The 19,634-nt window shown below is 36.1% G+C and carries 21 protein-coding genes; 18 read left to right on the top strand and 3 right to left on the bottom strand.

Annotated elements, in window-relative coordinates:
- The first annotated feature begins 48 nt into the window (after positions 1-48).
- From ACTHN6_RS17000 to rfbA, 11 genes are all read left to right on the top strand, one after another.
- Positions 49-1,167, top strand: coding sequence for a glycosyltransferase family 4 protein (locus tag ACTHN6_RS17000; RefSeq protein ID WP_440436975.1), 1,119 nt, complete (start codon positions 49-51; stop codon positions 1,165-1,167).
- Positions 1,168-1,223: 56 nt separating this feature from the next.
- Positions 1,224-2,408 carry a glycosyltransferase family 4 protein gene (locus ACTHN6_RS16995; protein WP_440436974.1) on the top strand — a complete coding sequence of 395 codons (1,185 nt, stop codon included), beginning with the start codon at positions 1,224-1,226 and terminating at the stop codon, positions 2,406-2,408.
- Between the two features lie 9 nt (positions 2,409-2,417).
- Positions 2,418-3,608 (top strand): oligosaccharide repeat unit polymerase, encoded by a 1,191-nt coding sequence (locus ACTHN6_RS16990; RefSeq protein ID WP_440436973.1) that lies wholly within the window; start codon positions 2,418-2,420, stop codon positions 3,606-3,608.
- Complete coding sequence (locus ACTHN6_RS16985) at positions 3,608-4,321, top strand: glycosyltransferase family 2 protein (protein ID WP_440436972.1); 714 nt, start codon at positions 3,608-3,610, stop codon at positions 4,319-4,321. The genes ACTHN6_RS16990 and ACTHN6_RS16985 overlap by 1 nt, the downstream gene beginning before the upstream one ends.
- A gap of 40 nt (positions 4,322-4,361) precedes the next feature.
- Positions 4,362-5,105, top strand: a complete 744-nt coding sequence (locus ACTHN6_RS16980; protein WP_440436971.1) for a glycosyltransferase family 2 protein — start codon at positions 4,362-4,364, stop codon at positions 5,103-5,105.
- Between the two features lie 7 nt (positions 5,106-5,112).
- Positions 5,113-5,928 (top strand): hypothetical protein, encoded by an 816-nt coding sequence (locus tag ACTHN6_RS16975; protein ID WP_440436970.1) that lies wholly within the window; start codon positions 5,113-5,115, stop codon positions 5,926-5,928.
- Positions 5,929-6,152: 224 nt separating this feature from the next.
- Positions 6,153-7,949, top strand: coding sequence for a DUF5722 domain-containing protein (locus ACTHN6_RS16970; RefSeq protein WP_440436969.1), 1,797 nt, complete (start codon positions 6,153-6,155; stop codon positions 7,947-7,949).
- A 45-nt stretch (positions 7,950-7,994) separates the two neighbouring features.
- Complete coding sequence (locus tag ACTHN6_RS16965; protein WP_440436968.1) at positions 7,995-8,828, top strand: glycosyltransferase family 2 protein; 834 nt, start codon at positions 7,995-7,997, stop codon at positions 8,826-8,828.
- An 81-nt stretch (positions 8,829-8,909) separates the two neighbouring features.
- Positions 8,910-9,965, top strand: coding sequence for a dTDP-glucose 4,6-dehydratase (gene rfbB, locus ACTHN6_RS16960; protein ID WP_440436967.1), 1,056 nt, complete (start codon positions 8,910-8,912; stop codon positions 9,963-9,965).
- Positions 9,966-9,968: 3 nt separating this feature from the next.
- A complete protein-coding gene (gene rfbC / locus ACTHN6_RS16955; protein ID WP_440436966.1) occupies positions 9,969-10,520 on the top strand; it encodes a dTDP-4-dehydrorhamnose 3,5-epimerase in 552 nt (183 codons plus the stop codon).
- Positions 10,521-10,612: 92 nt separating this feature from the next.
- Positions 10,613-11,470 carry a glucose-1-phosphate thymidylyltransferase RfbA gene (gene rfbA / locus ACTHN6_RS16950; RefSeq protein ID WP_440436965.1) on the top strand — a complete coding sequence of 286 codons (858 nt, stop codon included), beginning with the start codon at positions 10,613-10,615 and terminating at the stop codon, positions 11,468-11,470.
- A gap of 82 nt (positions 11,471-11,552) precedes the next feature.
- Here rfbA and ACTHN6_RS16945 read toward each other — a convergent pair whose 3' ends face one another.
- A complete protein-coding gene (locus ACTHN6_RS16945) occupies positions 11,553-12,248 on the bottom strand; it encodes a response regulator transcription factor (protein WP_090663236.1) in 696 nt (231 codons plus the stop codon).
- Between the two features lie 146 nt (positions 12,249-12,394).
- On the opposite strand from ACTHN6_RS16945, the gene ACTHN6_RS16940 reads away from it, so the two are divergent.
- A complete protein-coding gene (locus ACTHN6_RS16940; RefSeq protein ID WP_440436964.1) occupies positions 12,395-12,766 on the top strand; it encodes a co-chaperone GroES in 372 nt (123 codons plus the stop codon).
- On the opposite strand, the gene ACTHN6_RS16935 is transcribed toward ACTHN6_RS16940, so the two are convergent.
- The gene (locus ACTHN6_RS16935; protein WP_440436963.1) at positions 12,767-13,453 is read right to left on the bottom strand and encodes a zinc metallopeptidase; all 687 of its coding nucleotides are present in this window, start codon (positions 13,451-13,453) and stop codon (positions 12,767-12,769) included.
- Between the two features lie 336 nt (positions 13,454-13,789).
- Between ACTHN6_RS16935 and radA the strand changes: the two genes are divergently transcribed.
- The 3 genes from radA (at position 13,790) to ACTHN6_RS16920 (ending at position 16,513) form a co-directional block, all read left to right on the top strand.
- Positions 13,790-15,160, top strand: a complete 1,371-nt coding sequence (radA, locus tag ACTHN6_RS16930) for a DNA repair protein RadA (RefSeq protein WP_440436962.1) — start codon at positions 13,790-13,792, stop codon at positions 15,158-15,160.
- A gap of 9 nt (positions 15,161-15,169) precedes the next feature.
- Positions 15,170-15,868 (top strand): ComF family protein, encoded by a 699-nt coding sequence (locus ACTHN6_RS16925; RefSeq protein WP_440436961.1) that lies wholly within the window; start codon positions 15,170-15,172, stop codon positions 15,866-15,868.
- A gap of 111 nt (positions 15,869-15,979) precedes the next feature.
- Positions 15,980-16,513 (top strand): glutathione peroxidase, encoded by a 534-nt coding sequence (locus ACTHN6_RS16920; RefSeq protein WP_440436960.1) that lies wholly within the window; start codon positions 15,980-15,982, stop codon positions 16,511-16,513.
- 113 nt (positions 16,514-16,626) lie between these two features.
- Here the strand turns inward: ACTHN6_RS16920 and ACTHN6_RS16915 are convergent, their stop codons facing one another.
- Positions 16,627-17,370: an outer membrane beta-barrel protein gene (locus ACTHN6_RS16915; protein ID WP_440436959.1), complete on the bottom strand. Its 744-nt coding sequence runs from the start codon at positions 17,368-17,370 to the stop codon at positions 16,627-16,629.
- 183 nt (positions 17,371-17,553) lie between these two features.
- Between ACTHN6_RS16915 and ACTHN6_RS16910 the strand changes: the two genes are divergently transcribed.
- From ACTHN6_RS16910 to ACTHN6_RS16900, 3 genes are all read left to right on the top strand, one after another.
- Positions 17,554-18,546, top strand: a complete 993-nt coding sequence (locus ACTHN6_RS16910; RefSeq protein ID WP_440436958.1) for a PDZ domain-containing protein — start codon at positions 17,554-17,556, stop codon at positions 18,544-18,546.
- Between the two features lie 135 nt (positions 18,547-18,681).
- Positions 18,682-19,197, top strand: a complete 516-nt coding sequence (locus ACTHN6_RS16905; protein WP_440436957.1) for a DinB family protein — start codon at positions 18,682-18,684, stop codon at positions 19,195-19,197.
- Positions 19,198-19,270: 73 nt separating this feature from the next.
- Complete coding sequence (locus ACTHN6_RS16900) at positions 19,271-19,615, top strand: heavy-metal-associated domain-containing protein (protein ID WP_440436956.1); 345 nt, start codon at positions 19,271-19,273, stop codon at positions 19,613-19,615.
- The last annotated feature ends 19 nt before the right edge of the window (positions 19,616-19,634 follow it).

Here is a 19,634-nt window from a genome sequence, read left to right as displayed (position 1 = left end):
TATTAACCCCTGGGAATCAACCAGCATTAAAGTTATAGCATTAAAATAATGATAACAGTAGCACTTATATCTCCTAACAAAAATGTTTATTCAGAAACATTTATTCAAAATCACAAAAATAAAATCAACGCCAATATTAAATTTCTGTTTGGTGGCACGATACCAACACAATCTGAAGATGGCAAATTTTTTTTAAAGTATTCGTTTATAAACAGGGTAAGAAGAAAATTACACAGGCTATTTAAAAATAATTTAAGTTTTCATGAACGTAAGCTTATACAATATTTTAAGCAGGAAGGGGTACAGGTTGTTTTGGCAGAATATGGAATGACTGGCGCTGAAATGATGAACATTTGCAAACATTTACATATACCTTTAATTATTCATTTTCATGGTCTTGATGCATATCACATCAAACTATTGGAACAATATAAGGACTTGTATATCCTAATGTTTAAGCAAGCTTTTAAAGTGATTGCCGTATCTAACCACATGGTGCAACAATTGATTTTATTGGGATGCCCTGCTGAAAAAATAGAACTTAACCCCTATGGACCTGCTGACGACTTCTTTTATATAAAAAACAATTACCAGTCAAATACCTTTTTGGCTGTGGGAAGATTTGTAGAAAAGAAAGCCCCGCAAAAAACAATTGAGGCCTTTAAAAAGGTGAAGGCAATTTTTCCTGATGCTCATTTAAAAATGGTAGGTGATGGGCCTTTATTTACAACCTGTGAGAAACTTATTCACAAACTGAATCTTTCAAATAGTATTGAATTAATTGGTGTGTTGAACCCTGAAAAGATTAGAATTTTGCTTTCAGAATCCCTTGCATTTGTACAACATTCTGTTACAGCAAGTGATGGCGATTCTGAAGGTACCCCCGTTGCAATATTAGAAGCAAGTGCTGCTGCTTTACCTGTTATTGCAACAAAGCATACCGGCATTACTGATGTAATTATACAAGAAAAAACTGGCTTGCTCGTACAAGAACATGATGTCGATGGCATGGCCAATAATATGATAAGAATTCTTAAAGATAAAATGCTTGCAAAAGAAATGGGTAAAGCCGGTAGGGAAAACATTAAGCAAAATTTTTCCCTCAAAAAACACATATCAAAACTTGAGCAAATAATTAATAACACATGCAGCCAACATCAGCTATGATTTCTACTTTTTTCAGATAATCCATAAACTTAATTCATAAGTTCATAGGCGTATCCATGTATAAAATTTCAGAAAAATTTAAAATCATTTTTGTTACACACTATGTTGAATTGTATGGTGCTAACAGGTCGCTTCTTGATCTTATAGATGGGCTTTGTGCCAGTGGAATAAATGACATGGTTGTAATAGTACCTTTTTATGGCAAAATAATTGAAGCACTTAAACAAAGAAGTATACCATTTCACATTATTCCATTCAAAACAGAAATTCAATATCCCGCAGAAAAAAACAATTTGTTTAAAAGTGCTGCAAAGTTTTTATACAACTGGGGTTTAGTTCTTCGTCATAAAAAGAGTTTAAAAAGTAATAAGAAGACAATTATTCATACAAATTCTTCAGCAACTTTTATAGGGGCATACTTTTCGTATTGGTTGCGTTTACCGCATGTATGGCATTTAAGAGAGTTTGGATGGGAGGATTATAAGTTTAAATACAACTTTGGTAAGCGATATTTTAATTATTGGTTAAGTAAGGCTTCTGCGGCGGTTGCCATTAGCAATGCTATTTATGAAACACGCCTGAAAAACTGCTCTGTTCCTATAAAAAAAGTGATTTATAATGGAGTGATTTTTTTAAATGAGGTAAATAAGAAGAAGTTGCATTTTGAAATTCGTGAAAGCATTGAAACAGATAAAAAATATGCTTTTGGAATAATTGGTTTAATAAACGAAGAGAAAGGCCAGTTCGAAGCAATTAAAGCCTTTAATTTACTTCATAAAAAACATAGAAATACAATTTTGTTTATTGCAGGTAAAGGCAAGGAAAATTATTTACAGTTTCTTTCTAAAAAGAGCAGTGAATATGGATTGCAGGAAAGTTTACAATTTTCTGGCTATGTTGAAAAACCGTTTGAGTTTTATAAACAAATTAATTGCCTGTTAATGTGCTCAAAAAATGAAGGCCTAGGAAGGGTAACAATTGAAGCAATGAGTTTGGGAATTCCGGTTATTGGATATAACGCTGGCGGCACCCAGGAAATTATAGTGCATAACTATAATGGATTGCTTTATAAAAATGGTGCAGAGGAATTGAGCTTTATGATGGAAAAATTGACAAACGATAAAATCCTGGTAAATAAGCTCTCCAAAAATGCATTTAAAACTGTCGAAGATGTATTTACCATTGATAAATATGCTACTGAAATTAATAATATTTATAGCCAGATAATAAAGAACAAATAACTGGTTTTGATGAAAGCAAAACTTATAGCAAACCCTTATATTGTTTATTCACTCGCCTTTCTGTTTACAACAGTTTTATATTTTCTTCATTGGTCCGGCTTATATCCAACTTTATCGACACAGCTTTTCTTTTTTATTATTGGCACTATTATCCTAAGTTTCATTGCGGGAATTTTCTTTCATTCCATTAATTATCTTTCGTACAAAGATGTAAGTTATAATTCATTTATACTTTGGACGGTAAGCATATTGGTTTTTATAGGTTACTTATTTGAATGTGCTTACATTGGAGTGATTCCTTTATTGGCCATGTTCAATAGTTCTATCTATTACGATTATACAAGTTTCGGCATCCCTACATTTCATGTTGTACTTGTAACCTTCGGCTCATTTTGGACAGTTTTCGTGTTTCATAACTTTATCGCTCAAAAGAAAATGGGTTTATTTTTTTGCTTTCTTCTTTGCCTCTTTCCGGCAATTTTAATTTTTAACAGAGCAATGTTTTTAACCAATTTAGGTAGTAGCTTTTTTATTTTATTTATGTCTTCAAAGAATTTAAAAAAATTATTAATCAAAGTTGCTGTTATTGTTATTGCACTGTTGTTTTTATTTGGAGTTGCCGGGAATATAAGGTCAACGCGGGGACAAACAGCCAACAATGTAATTCTTTCATTAGGACAGGCTACTGATGAGTTTCGTGCGTCTGCTATTCCAAAAGAATTCTTTTGGGCATTTCTCTATATAACTTCACCGTTAGCTAATTTTCAACAAACAATTAATGAAACCCAGACGGTATATTTTACTGGACATAGATTAGGAACATTTATAAACCGCGAATTTATACCGGATTTTATCTCAAAAAGGAATACATATTTTACCACTCCGTATGAGCATGTACATCAAATTTCAGCATCATTTACAGTAGGAACGGTTTATGGAAGAGGGTTCGCATATTTGCGATGGTGGGGGGTAATCAGTATGTTCTTTTTTATAATGGTTTTTAATTTTTTAATAATTATCTGCCTGAATAAAAGTTCTGCTTTTTTTGTAACAGGTATTGCAATTCTTAATTGCATAATGCTCTTTAGCATTTTTGATAACATGTTTGTATTTAGTGGCCTTTCATTACAATTATTTTACCCTGTAGTTTTTGGGCTTTTTTCTAAAGTGCGATTCTCTTCAAAAAAATCTATTAGTTAATGCAAACTAATAACCTTCCTGCAATTTCTATAATAACAGTAGTATATAATGCCGTTTCGGCTATTGAAAGCACAATAATGTCTGTAATTAACTTGCCATACAAAAACATAGAATATATTATTGTTGACGGGGGCTCTACAGATGGAACGGTTGATATAATAAAAAAATATGAAACCAGGATTGCTTATTGGACTAGCGGGCCCGACAAAGGTATTTACGATGCGATGAATAAAGGATGGAACAAAGCATCTAGCAACAGCTATATATTATTTCTTGGTGCCGGCGATAAAATAATAAAATTACCGGGCATAATCAGCAATTCTAATCCTGATATTATATATGGAAATGTGCAAGTTGATGATGAAAGAATATTTCCAGCATCTGCAGATATTCGTCTTCGCCTTGGAAACACTATTCATCACCAAGCCCTTTTGATAAAAAAAAGCATTTACCCCCAACCGCCGTTCTCACTTGACTATCCGATTTATGCCGACTTTGATTTTAACCAAAGGTTGCTTAAAGAAGGAAGGAAGTTTATTAAAGATAAAGGTTTTCTATCGTTTGCCATGAAAGATGGTATAAGTAAAGATTTCAGGCGAACGGAAGCTCTTCAAATTGTAAAAAAAAATTATGGAAGTTTTTGGGTCGCAATTGCAAAACTTTATTACTTCTTTCAAAAGATATATTATCCGATTAGATACAAACATCATTAGTTTTTACAAGGTACAACTTATGCAAATTAAAGTAATTTAAATGAGTAGGCTTTCAGTTGTGATAGCAACTTACAACGGCGAAAAATTTATAAATGATCAGCTGAGTTCTATCATTAAACAACTTGATGAGGATAGCGAAGTAATTATTTCCGATAATGGCTCTACAGATAGAACAATAGAAATAATAAACAGTTTTAATGATAGAAGAATAACCATTTTGCATTGCTTACAAAAAGGCTCCGTTCATAATTTTGAAAATGCATTGAACCGAGTAAGCGGTGATATAATATTTCTTGCAGACCAGGATGATGTATGGCTTGATAATAAAGTACAAATAGTAAAAGAGTATTTAAGAAAGTACGATCTTATTATGGCTGACAGTAGGATAGTTGATGAAAATTTGAATGTGTTACATGAATCTTTTTACGTCATCAAAAATGCCGGGAATGGGTTTCTTAAAAATGTTATCAGCAATACATACCAAGGCTGCAGCATGGCTTTTAAAAAAGAAGTATTAAACTTGTCATTACCCTTTCCTAACAATATTCCCATGCATGATATATGGATAGGTTTTGTGGCAGAATTGTTTTTTTCAACTTGCTTTATTCCCGAAAAACTTTTATTACACAGGCGGCATCATACAAATGCATCTACAAGCACTAATAAATCTGAATATAATTTTTATCAAAAACTTACATTCAGATTCCAGGTGTTAAAATACCTACCGTTACTATTAAAACGAAAATATTTCCCGGGGAAACTTAGTACTCTAGAACAGAAATAATAAGTAAATGTTGTATATTTTAATAGTATTATATAATAAGCCGTTACAAAATGCAGATACCTTAAGAGGATTGGCTGAAGCATCTTCTTTACTTAAAAATATGGGCGCTCTGATATTTCTATGGGATAATAGCCCTGTTGCATTAAGTGACCATGACAAAAATTTATTAAACCAAAAATTTCTTTTTCAATATCATCATTGTCCTGCTAACAAACCACTTTCATTTGTTTATAATGAAGCCATTGAACAATTTATGGCTTCAGAAGAGTATAAATATTTTGTTATATTAGATGACGATTCAAAAATATCGCCTGAATATTTTTACGAACTTCAAAATATAACCAATTCGGATAATAACCCTGATATAATTCTACCTGTAGCAAAAAATAATGGCATGGTGATAAGCCCTGCAAAACTTTTTTTTGTAAAAGGAATTTATTTTAAAACGATAAAAAACGGCATTTATAAAGGCAAACTATTAGCAGTTAATAGCGGAATGGCAATATCAAAAGCTTTTATTAGTAAAAATAATTTCAGGTACGATTCAAGGCTGCTGAGCTATGGCACTGATAATTACATTATGAATTTGGCGAATAGCAAACATGCAATTTTTTTTATAATGAAAACTGTTTTTGAACATGGATACAGCTTCTATGATAATAGCGATTTAAAAAAGAAAGTAGAAGTTTTTAGTAAAATAAAAAAAGCTAATAAAATTGTATTCTCACTTACTTTTAAACAAGTGTGTTTGATTAGCGTGTACAATTTTATGTCTTCTGTAAAAAACGCTTTAAAATATAGGTCATTAAAATTTTTCTCCTGATATACCCAGTTAGACTCACGATTTAAAGTTTGGCATATCATTTATGATAATGCAATAGAAAACTTATGGTACGGTTTGCATTAATAATAAAAACTAAGATTATTGTACGCGCTACTCGTTGCATTACTGAACTTTCTATAACCTTTTTTCTCTCTATTTTATGTTACAACATATCATACGCACAGAGCCTTACGGGTAAGATAAACAGCAACATTATTCAATATATGCATAGTAATTTCTCAAATAAAATTACTAATGTAACTGTAAACAAAAACACCATTAACATAGAAGGAAAAATAACAGACAACTCTGAAAATTTTTACCTCGGAGAGTGGAGAATGTTTGATGAAACAAAATTAGTCGAAAATACTTTCACTTTTATTACACCGTTAAATTCAAAACACAAAACCTTTTCAATTCAGGTTAAACGTTTTACAACCGTAAACGATACTGGATACGACAGGTTATATTCAAGATGGGTAATAGTATCAAAGAAGGGGAGTAATTACCAGCTGCAATCATTTGCCCATTATGCAAATGATATTAATGAAATAGCTAAACAATATTTACCTGAAGAAAAATCCAGTAATAAAAAGGGGCTGGCCGGATATGCTTTAGCGCCAAATAATAAGCAAGATATATTGGATCTCAACATCGGCCAGGTTACAGTAAACGCTATTCTACCTAATTTCTTAACATTTAAATCTGCAGGATATGCTTATAGCTTCAACGGCCATACATATTATTTTAACCCCACTTATGTAAATAACTTTGACGCTACAATAAAATTTTGTACCGACAATAATATTTTTGTAACTGCACTTGTGCTTATACCACGCAATTTACCTGAGAAAATAAAACCTTATTTTGTTTACCCCAATTCAAATGAAGGCGTTCATAGCATGGCTAATATCACATCAGTTACTGGAATGAATTTTTATGCTGCTATAGTTGGGTTTCTGGCTGAACGATATAGCAGGCCTGATAAGAAATATGGCAGAATAACAAACTGGGTTATTCATAATGAAGTAGATAATGGTTATTATTGGACAAATGCAGGACAGGCTGAAATGCCAGCTTATACCGAATTGTATGATCGATCAATGCGCACTGCTTATTACACTATACGCCAATACAATCCCGCAGGTAAAGTACTTATATGCTTTACACATTTTTGGGCTAAACCAGCCGATGCAAAAAGTTATGCACCAAAAGATATGCTTGACATGATCAACCTGCTAAGTAAAGAACAAGGTGATTATGAATGGGGAATTGCTTATCACCCTTATCCGCAAAGTTTACGAGGGCCTAAAACATGGCTTGATAAAGATGCAGGGCTTAATATTCATAACACAAGCTTCATTACACCAAAAAATATCGAATTAATTGACACATGGGTACGAACGGCTTCTCATTTGTATAATGGTCTTAAGTTAAGAACATTAATGTTTACCGAACAAGGTATTCACTCAAATTCATACAACAAGGATGATCTTATTATTCAGGCAGCTGGTGTTGCATATATGTGGAAGAAAATTAACAGGCTACCATCTCTTGAAGCTTTTGATTATCATGGCTTGGTAGATAATATTCACGAAAATGGTCTAAAGGTAGGTTTATGGACGGTTAAATCTGGTACAAATGATACTCCAGATGAAAAAAAACCAGCTTGGTATGTTTATCAAAAAGCAGGAACGAAGGAAGAAGACAGCACTTTTGCATTTGCCTTTCCGGTTATTGGCATAAATAATTGGCAGCAGGCTTTTAACAAACTGTCTAATGATGCCATGCCGTGCATTGTAACATTTAAGGTAATAAAAAATGGAAATTTGATAAATAATGCTTCAATCTACTTTAATGAAGAAATGCATAAAACTATAAATGGGATTGCTATATTTTATGATGTGGCTGCAATAGGTGTAAAGAGGAATTATTTAATAAAAATTAATGATAAAATTGTTTTCTCAAGCAATAACATTTCAATAATGAAAAATCAGGTTATAACTGTTAATATCCAATAAACCTTTCAATGAATCGAAGTTAATCACAAGAGAATTAAATCGTTTATGTATCAGCTAGTTAGCTCAATAGTTATATATAATAATGACCCATTAGTTATACAGAATGCGATTAATAGTGCGTTACAAACCAATCTTAAGACTAAACTGTTTTTAATTGATAATTCTGAAACAGATAGCCTTAAATATTTAGCATATAATCCTAATGTTGAATACATTTTCAATAATCAAAATATTGGTTATGGTAAAGCACATAACATTGCTTTAAATCAATCAATCAACCTTTCTTCATATCACCTTGTTTTAAATCCTGACATTAAATTTGCGCCCGGCACACTTGAAAGTATTATTGCTTATATGCAAACCCATCCTGACGTTGGGCTATTAATGCCAAAAGTGTTTTACAAAAACGGCGAATTACAAAAGCTTTGCAACCCGTTACCCAAACCAATTAACCCAATCAGTCGTCGTTTTTTTTTAAATACTAATTGGGCAAGAAGAATTAACGATGATTATGAGTTGAAAGGGTTTAATTACGATCATTGCTTAAACGTACCGAACCTGTCCGGGTGCTTTATGTTTTTGCGTTGTGATACATTGAAACGAATTGGTTTCTTTGATGAGCGCTATTTTATGTATATGGAAGATGTTGACCTTTGCAGAAGGATACATGCGGTTTCTAAAACAATGTATTATCCGGAAGCGAGCATTATTCATGGTTTCGAAAAAGAATCTTATTCAAATAAAACGCTTTTGAAGCATCATATCAAATCAGCAATTAAATACTTTAATAAATGGGGATGGATATTCGATAAGGAAAGGGATGAATTCAATAAGCAGCTTTTTGATGATTTGGCTAATGCTCAAGATCTTTACAATTAAACGGATAAATATCATTTTTGTCCAAAAGCCATTTTTTTTTATTCCGGATTATTCAATCCCATAAAAACTATACGTTTGCTTATGTCTAAACACATTCTCATCACCGGCGGAGCCGGGTTCATCGGCTCGCATGTAGTACGGTTATTTGTCAATAAGTATCCGGATTACAAAATTGTAAACCTCGATGCACTTACGTATGCAGGTAACCTCGAAAATCTGAAAGATATAGAGCATGCACCCAATTATGTTTTTGAACATGCCAATATATTAGAGCCGGAAACACTGCAAAGAATTTTTGAACAACACGATATTACCGATGTCATTCACCTGGCGGCAGAAAGTCACGTTGACCGTTCTATTTTGTCGCCGATGGATTTTATTTATACCAATATTGTGGGCACGGTTAATCTTTTAACGGCTGCTAAAAATTACTGGAAAGAAGATTTAAGCAAGCACCGCTTTCATCATGTATCCACCGATGAAGTGTATGGCACTTTAGGGGAAACGGGCTTCTTTACAGAAGAGACAGCTTATGCGCCCAACTCACCTTATTCGGCCAGCAAAGCTTCTTCCGATCATTTTGTGCGGGCTTATGGCGAAACATTCCACATACCGTTTGTGGTAACCAACTGCTCCAACAATTATGGGCCTAATCATTTTCCTGAAAAATTAATCCCTTTATTCATTAATAATATCATCAATAAAAAACCATTGCCGGTTTATGGCAAGGGTGAGAATACAAGGGACTGGTTATATGTCATTGATCATGCAAGGGCCATTGATCTTGTTTTCCATGAAGGAAAAACCGGTGAGCATTATAATGTGGGCGGATTTAATGAATGGAAGAATATTGACCTGGTAAAACTGCTTTGTAAGTTGATGGATGAGAAGCTGGGCCGTAAGGCTGGTGAAAGTGAAAAACTCATTACGTATGTAAAAGACAGGCCGGGCCATGACCTGCGCTATGCCATTGATGCCTCAAAAATCAACAAAGAATTAGGCTGGAAGCCTTCCGTAACTTTTGAAGAAGGCTTAAGCAAAACCATTGACTGGTATTTGCAAAACGAAGAATGGTTGAAACATGTTACCAGCGGCGCTTATCAAAACTATTATACAGAACAATACAGTAACAGGTAATAAATGAAGATTGAAAAAACCCCGCTGCAGGACTGCTACATTATTCACGACACGGTCTTTGCAGATAGCCGTGGCTATTTTTTTGAAAGCTTCAATGCTAAAAAGTTTGAGGAATTAACGGGTGTAACCACACCGTTTGTGCAGGATAACCAATCATCTTCCACACGTGGTGTATTGCGCGGTTTGCATGCGCAAACAGGCGAGCATGCACAATCTAAACTGGTACGGGTGCTCGCCGGTAAAGTATTGGATGTGGCGGTTGATCTTAGAAAATATTCTCTCTCTTTTGGTAAGGCATTTTCCATTGAGCTTACCGGTGACAACCATAAGCAATTATATATTCCCCGTGGCTTTGCACATGGCTTTGTGGTGTTAAGCGATACAGCCGTTTTCTTTTATAAATGTGATAACTTTTATAACAAGGCCTCAGAAATGGGTATTATGTATGATGACCCCGACCTGAATATTGACTGGCAACTGCCTAAAGCAGAATTAATACTCTCAGATAAGGATATGCAGAATGCTTACCTGGCAGATATTATCCATCGTTTATAATCAATAAAAAACTGGTGAAATGCCAGCGTATATTTATAGCAAAAATGTGCTGCAGGCATTCCTCTGACAATTAAAAAACAGATTTTACACAGATGAAAGGAATTATACTCGCCGGTGGTTCCGGCACAAGGCTCTATCCTATCACAAAAGGTATCAGCAAACAGATAATGCCGGTGTATGATAAACCCATGATCTATTACCCGCTCTCTGTTTTAATGCTGGCAGGTATAAAAGAAGTTTTGATTATCACAACGCCGGATGACTCGGTACAGTTTCAGCGGTTACTGGGCACAGGTGAAGAGCTCGGCTGCAGTTTTTCTTATGCGGTGCAGGAAAAACCCAATGGCCTGGCGCAGGCTTTTGTGATTGGTGAAGAATTTATCGGCGATGATAAAGTGGCTTTGATATTGGGCGATAATATTTTTTATGGCTCAGGCTTCAGCAGGCTGGTGCAATCATTTAATGATGTGGAAGGCGCTGCTATCTTTGCCTATGAAGTGAATGACCCTGAACGCTATGGTGTGGTGGAGTTTGATGAAAACTTTAAAGCCTTATCCATTGAAGAGAAACCGGCGAAGCCAAAATCAAACTATGCAGTGCCGGGTTTATATTTTTATGATAACAGTGTTGTCAACATTGCAAAACATATACAGCCTTCCCCGCGTGGGGAATATGAAATCACCGATGTGAACAAAGTCTATCTCGAACAGGGCAAACTGAATGTGGGCGTGATGGACCGCGGTGTGGCCTGGCTGGATACCGGCACTTTTGATTCTTTAAGCGATGCCTGCGAATTTGTAAGGGTGATTGAGAAACGCCAGAGCCGCAAAGTAGGTTGTATTGAAGAGGTGGCTTACCGCATGGGCTTTATCAACCGCACCCAACTCCTAAAGCTCGCTGACTATTACTCCAAAAGCGGCTATGGGGAATATTTGAAAAGGCTGAAATAAATAAAAAGCTCCTGAAAATTCAGAAGCTTATAAATAATTATAGGAAGTTGAATGTTGTTATTAATGTTGTAGTATTCAACTATTATGGCGCTACCAGCCTGAAGCCGTTGCCATGAATATTTACGATCTCAATGTTTTCGTCGTCTTTTAAATATTTGCGCAGTTTGGCAATATAAACATCCATACTGCGGCCATTGAAATAAGTATCGCTGCCCCATATTTTTTTCAACGCTCTTTCACGTGGCAGCAAATCATTTTTATGTTCTGCCAGCATTTTCAATAATTCATTTTCTTTTGGAGAAAGCGTTTGCGTTTTTCCATCATGCGCCAGTTCACGCAGTTTGGGGTTAAAATGATAACGGCCTAAATCAAACTCAATGTTTTCACTTTCTTTATTCAGTTCTTCATTTCGTTTGAGAATAGCTTTTATTTTAAGCAACAATACTTCACTGTCAAAAGGCTTGGTAATATAATCATCGGCGCCAAGCTTATATCCCTGGATAATATCTTCCTTCATTGTTTTAGCGCTTAAGAAAAAAAGCGGTATTTCAGGATCAATATCGCGGATTTCCTCTGCCAATGTAAATCCATCCATATTCGGCATCATCACATCAAGCAGGCAAATATCAAATTTCTCACGTTGAAATGCAGCAAGCCCCAGCCTGCCATCTCTTTCAAGCGTAACATCATAATCATTTAATTCGAGGTAATTCTTCAGCACCATTCCAAGATTCGTATCATCTTCACACAGTAAAATTTTATATTTTTTCCCTTCCATAGATTTTTGTTTTAAAGAATAAATATATCAATTAAAATGCCTTAAATAATATTTGTTGTTTAAAGATAAGGATGATTAAAAGAAATTTAATATGTGAATTGAGTTTAACGGATGTTTATATTTTTACAACCTGAAAAAATGTGTTTATGCTATTAGGTCAGGATAATAAACTTAAGAAACTAATTATTATCGGCGACAGGATTTTAATAAGGCTTTCCAAACCAAACGAACGCACTTCAAGCGGCTTATACCTTCCTCCGGGTGTGCAAGAAAAAGAAAAAGTGCAACAAGGTTATATTATAAAAACCGGTCCGGGTTATGCCATTCCTTTACCGGTGGAAAACGAACCCTGGCAAAGCGAGGAAGAACAGGTAAAATACATTCCGTTGCAGGCGAAGGAAGGAGACCTTGCCATATTTTTACTGAGCGGGGCAACAGAAGTTATGTATGAAGGCGAGAAATATTTTATTGTGCCCCAAAGCGCTATCTTAATGCTTGAGCGCGACGAAGAGCTTTAATTACCGCCTGTCCCTGCTATTAGAAAAAATAAGAATATACTGCAATAAAGTGGCAACTGAAGCCAGGGCTGCAACCACATAAGTAAGTGCTGCCCAATGCAATGCATCTTTTGCCTTTCCATGTTCCTGCGGCAGTGTTACGTTGCTTCTTTCAAGCCAGGCAAGTGCACGGTTGCTCGCATCATATTCAACAGGAAGCGTTACGAGCGAAAAGATTGTGGTGAGCGCAAATAAAATAATACCTGCCAATAATAAGCCGGGAAAAATATTGATTAGTATGATGCCTGCCAATAAAACCCATTGAACAATATTACTACTGAATTGTACAAAAGGTACCAGCCTGCTTCTAAGCATAAGCCAGGAGTAAGCTGTTGCATGCTGCACCGCATGTCCGCATTCGTGGGCAGCCACAGCCGCCGAAGCAATGCTTTGACCATTATAAACTTCCGGGCTTAAGTTTACCGTTTTCTTAAAAGGATCGTAATGGTCTGATAAAAAGCCATTTACAGATGTTACCTGTACATCATATATACCATTATCCCGCAGCATTTTTTCTGCTATCTCTTTGCCACTCAATCCTTTAGCCAGGGGCATTTGCCCGTATTTTAAGAATTTTCCTTTTAATGTGGAAGAAACCAGGAAACTGATGCCTAAAAAGATTAGGGAAACCAAGAAAATCGAATTCATTAATTTTTTTACAGCTAAACCTGCAAATTTATAACCACTTCAAAATCAGTGTTGCAATTGCAGCCCGGCAACCTAACTGGTGCCAAATCGGCCGATTTTATTTCTTCAGTAGAAAAAATGTGCCAAAATGCCTGCCTGAGAAGCCGGAAGTAAATTCAAAAAGTTTTCAACAACACAAAAAATTTATTTTGTTATGTAACCCATTATTGTAATTTAGTGCCTGAATTTAATGGGTTAGTAAGTAAAAAAGGGTCGGTTATCTACCGGCCCTTTTTGTTGCCTGTCTTCACACTACTTTCATGCTTATGAAACTAAAAGCCATACTATCTTTATACAATGGCGAAGGTAAAAACTGCTTTTTTTTGTTCTAACTGCGGATATGAAAGCACAAAATGGTTAGGTAAATGTCCTGCATGCAGTCAATGGAATACATTTATTGAAGAAGTAATTGAACGAAATCAAAAAGAAAAAAATTTCTGGAAAGATGTAACAGGCGAACGGCAAACATCCAAAGCAAAATTGCTGGATGCTGTTGAAAGTTTAAAAGAAGAAAGAATTATTACGGATGATGCTGAATTGAACCGTGCACTAGGCGGTGGTATTGTTACCGGCAGCATTACGTTATTGGCCGGTGAACCCGGTATCGGCAAAAGCACACTATTATTACAGGATGCATTGCAGCTTAACAGCGCAGTTATTTTATATGTAAGCGGAGAAGAAAGCGAACAGCAAATAAAAATGCGTGCAAACAGGTTAAACATACGCAATGAAAATTTTTATATACTAACTGAAACATCGCTTTCTGTAATTTTCACCGAAATAAAAAAGCTGCAACCTTCTTTAGTTATTGTAGATTCCATTCAAACGCTTCAATCTGATAATATAGATGCAACGCCCGGCAGTATAGCCCAGGTGAGGGAATGTGCAGCATCGCTACAACGCTTTGCAAAAGAAACACACACGCCTGTTTTTATTATCGGGCACATTACAAAAGACGGCAGTATTGCAGGCCCGAAAATTCTTGAGCACATGGTTGATACCGTGCTGCAGTTTGAAGGTGATCAGCATTATGCCTATCGCATTTTGCGCACATTGAAAAACCGGTTCGGCAGCACATCAGAATTGGGTATTTATGAAATGACAGGCAATGGCATGCGCACCGTAAATAACCCTTCGGAAATTCTTATTAATCAAAAGGAGGAAGTACTAAGTGGCAGTGCAATTGCTGCAGGCATGGAAGGCCTAAGACCTTTACTAATTGAAACACAGGCATTGGTTACGCAAAGCGTTTATGGAACGCCGCAACGCACATCGAGTGGGCTGGATGCAAGACGCTTACAATTATTATTAGCTGTGCTGGAGAAACGCGGCGGTTTTCATTTTGGTGTGAAAGATGTGTTTGTAAACATTGCCGGAGGTTTACGCATAGAAGATCCGTCAACAGACCTTGCTATTATCTGCGCCCTGCTTTCTTCGTATGAAGATGCCCCGCTTTCTCCCAATATTTGCTTTGCAGGTGAAGTAGGTTTAAATGGAGAAATAAGAGCTGTAAACCGTGTTGACCAGCGCATTGCCGAAGCCGAAAAGCTGGGCTTTGAAAAAATATTTATTTCACCCTTTAATAAAAAAGGGCTTGATAAATCGCATTATAAAATTGAAGTGATCGCCGTAAGCAAAGTAGATGAATTATACCGGCTGCTGTTTTAATGCATAAATATGAGTTCAATAAAAAATTATATTGATGACTTTCTGCATCTTTTCTTTCCGCATAACTGCGCGGCATGCAGCACTGATATAATTAATACCGGTGATATTTTATGTGCTGAATGTTTAAGCTCTTTACCTGAAACAGGATTTTTTCTGCATGGCAATAATCCCATTGAGAATATGTTTTATGGAAGGATGAAAATAGAAAAAGCAGGCAGCGCTTTTTATTTTACAAAAGATTCGGTAATCCAAAACATAATTATTCAGCTTAAATATAAAAACAATATTGCTGCAGGTAAATTTTTAGGAAAGCTGCTTGGCCGGCAATTAGCAGCCTGCAACAGGTTTGATGATATTGATATAATTATACCAATGCCTTTGAATGAAAAAAAATTATTCAAACGTGGTTATAATCAGTCAGCAGTTATTGCCGATGGTATTGTTTCGGTTTGGAGTAAACCCGTAATTACAAATGCTGTTGAAAGAATTTTATTTACCGAAACACAAACACATAAAACACGCATTGACCGGTGGCAAACCATGGAAAATGTTTTTGAAGTATCGCAGCCGGAAATGCTGGCAGGCAAACATATTTTGCTTGTGGATGATATAGTGACAACCGGCGCCACCTTTGAAGCCTGCGGGCAGGCCATATTAAAAATGCCCGGCACTTCACTAAGCCTCGCATCAGTTGCCTGCACTATTTAGTGCTGCTAACAGAAGGCAACCATTAGAGCCATTATCATGTTTATACGCTGGTTTAACAGAAATTTTATTATCAAATAGCGATACCTTTGGTCAGCAAAAAATTTAGTTACCATGAAAATACTTCTTCTATCGTTAACCTTACTTGTTATGTCTTCATTCAACACACCTGTAAAATCTATTTACAGTTTTAAGATTAAAGCACTTGATGGCAGCACAATCGATTTTTCAAAGTTTAAAGGCAAAAAAATACTTGTAGTGAATACCGCTTCTCATTGTGGTTTTACACCTCAGTACGAAGGACTTGAAAAATTATATAAGGAAAATAAAGACAAGCTGGTTATTGTAGGCTTTCCATCCGATAATTTTGGCGGACAGGAATTTCAGAATGACGATTCCATCAGCAGCTTTTGCAAAAAGAATTTCGGCGTTACTTTCCCGCTTACCACAAGGGTTGATGTAAAAGGTGATAACACAACGCCTGTTTTTAAATACCTCTGCCACAAAGATGAAAATGGTGTGCTGGACGCAACTATTTCCTGGAACTTCAATAAATTTATTATTGACGAAAATGGAAATTTATTACAGCATTTTGATAGCAAGGTTACACCAGACAGTCCGGAGCTTTTGAAATACATTAATCAATAATCAATCTTGTTGTTTAAATAATAATCCCCGCCTTGTCTGGTAAGGCGGGGATTATTATTTATAGAATATTGAGTGTTCTTAAGAGAGGGAACATTCCATATTATTCAATAATATTAATGATATAAAGGTTTGGCGTGATAATAACTGCGGCTGAAGAAGTATTTAAGACCAATGTTTATAGATTGCAGCTTGTCAATTTCAGGTATGCCATCGCCTCCGGGCAGCATATTCGTAAGCGTACTTTGAAATATAGCCGTTACTTCAAACTTTTGCGATACACTTAAACCTACGCCCGCATTTAAGCCCCAAACAGCATTGGCAATATCCGATCTGAATTCGCTTTGCAGGTTAATGCTTCTTCCAAAATTAATTTTATGGCTGTCATCTTCAGTGCCTACTACTATCTGGGCGCCGCTTGAATCTTTTCCGTAAATTGTTGATTTCCGGCGAACCTTGCCGCCAATGCCTATTTGTGTAGTAGCACCGCCATAAACCCTTAACGCCAGTTGTTTTGAAAGCGGGAACTGGTATCCTATTCCAAAAGGAAAATTAAGAAACATTGGTTTATAAGCATATTCTGATACAATGGCCCTTGATGCCGTGGCACCTGAAGAATCGCGGCCATATCGCTGTTGGGAAATACCCGCTTCAATAAATACAAGAAAGCCAAACTGGGTATGATATTCTGTGCCTACAGATGCCTGCCAGCCATAACCGAAAGTACCATCAACTGTTCCACCCGGGTTTCTTGATACATGAAGATTTGTTGCATTACCGCCTGCTTGCGCATAGAATCCAAATTGTGCCTGAATAGCAGAGGAAATTAAAATTCCAAATGCTAATAGCCAATACTTCATAAGCATATTTTGTGCAAATAAAAGACATTTGAACTTGCTGACAGGCATCAATTCTTCATTTTAATAATAATATGCGCTTGCAAAATGTAAAATAATAGCTTTAACATTTCCGAAGGTTTTCGTAATTGGCAAATCTCTATATATTTGAACTACTAAAATTTTCGTAGATTAAAATTACAGGTTATGATTAAGACATTAAGATTAATAATGTTGTTTGCCGCAACTTCATTTTTTGTTTCCGCCCAGGGCCAGCCCCCATCAAAAGATAGAATGGCTAATACCGGCAGGCAAAATATCATCATTCAGAAAAAAGATTCAGCTAAAGAAAAAATTACCGTAGTCATTGATGGCAATACTGTTACTGTAAACGGCAAGCCCGTTGAGGATTTTAAAAGCGATGATGTAAATGTTATTCAACAAAAAATAAAAGATGGTAATTTCTTCGTGTATGGAGATGGCCATTACGGCGCTGCAGCTTTAGCCCCACCTGCGCCGCAAATGCTTGAGCTGAAAAAAGAAATGATGCGCAACGTAAAATCAAACAGCGCTTTTCTTGGTGTGATGACGGAAAAAAATGATCAGGGTGCAAAAATTACAGACGTAACCGAGGGCAGCGCTGCAGAAAAAGCCGGCCTGAAAGAAAACGACATTATAACCAAAGTTGGCGACGATAAAATTACCAGCCCGGATGACCTGTATAAAGCAGTTGGCAAACATAAGCCCGATGAAAAAGTTACCATTACTTATTTGAGGGATAGCAAGCAGGCCACTGCAAATACAACGCTTGGCAAGTCTGATCAAATGCGCGTTTTTTCATGGAATTCCCCCGAAACAGATATGGATGTTTTCAGAAACTTTGGCGGCCCGCGCAGCTTCGCTTTTTCCTGGAATGATAAGCCCCGCCTCGGCCTTTCTGTTCAGGATACCGAAGAAGGCAATGGTGTAAAAGTGCTTGATGTGGATGATGAAGATTCTCCCGCAGCTAAAGCAGGCTTAAAGGAAGATGATATAATTACCCAGGTAAACGGCAAAGCCGTAAATTCTACAGATGATTTAAGAGAAAGCATAAAAGAGCTTAAGAAGGGTGATACGGTTAAATTAACCTATAAACGCAACAATCAAACGCAAACCGTTGACGTTAAAATTCCAAAAGATTTAAAAACAATAGACTTATAATTTTCATTTTTCTCATGTGCAATAAACCGTTGTTTTCTAACAGCGGTTTTTTATTGCACGTTAATACGATTATGCTTTTAAAGATTGGTGTTATTCTTGTTTATCTGCAGCATTGCTAACTTCTAAATACTTTTTATGAATGAATTTTCACTTGGTAAACTTTACCTGGAAGAACTTGAAGCGGAAATTAAAGCAAGCCGCAAATGCCTGGAGCGTATTCCCGGCAAATTGTTTAGCTGGAAGCCGCATGAAAAATCAATGGAGCTTGGTTACCTGGCTTTGCTTGTAGCTGAAATGCCGCGCTGGATTGCAACTATGGTGAAAGATGATGCAATTGATTTGGCAACATTTAAACATTCAACTCCAAAAACAACTGAAGATTTGCTTGCACAGTTTGATGAAAATATTAAAATGGCAAAAGAATCTTTGCAAAATGTAACGAACGAACAATTGGATGAAACTTTTTCCTTAAAAACAAACGGGCAGGTTATTTTTAGCTCACCTAAAAAAGATAATGTAAGTTCTACCATGAATCATTGGGTGCATCATCGCGGACAGCTTACAGTTTATATGCGGCTGAATAATATTGCCGTGCCGAGTATTTACGGCCCTTCGGCAGACGATAAAAATTTCAGCGGTCCAGGACAATAACATGCCCGCCGCAATGTACTATCCCATAACACGGGAAATAAACTTTATATTTGCGAAGCAAAAAAATACGATTATGAAACTTAAATATTTTCTCTTGGGTGTGATGAGCTTTTGCTCAGCGAGCTTATTTGCCCAAACAAAAACAGATACCGTAAAGGTTTGGGGCAATTGTGATGAATGTAAAAGCAAAATTGAAAAAGCGGCAGCAAAAGCGGGCGCTTCCACTGCAAGCTGGAGTGATGAAACTTATTTACTTGCCGTAAACTACGATGAGACAAAAACATCAGTTTTAGATATTGAAAAAGCTATTGCTGCCGTTGGTTACGATACACAGGATGTAAAAGCTGATGATGCCGCTTATAAAAAACTGCCGAAATGTTGTCAATACGACCGTAAACCTGCAACTAAAGCGGATTAATTAATAATATTTTATTTTT

This window comes from Parafilimonas sp. (assembly GCF_051953455.1).
GTDB lineage: Bacteria > Bacteroidota > Bacteroidia > Chitinophagales > Chitinophagaceae > Parafilimonas.
The sequence above is the reverse complement of the archived record's forward strand: the minus strand, read 5'-3'. Positions and strand labels throughout refer to the sequence as shown.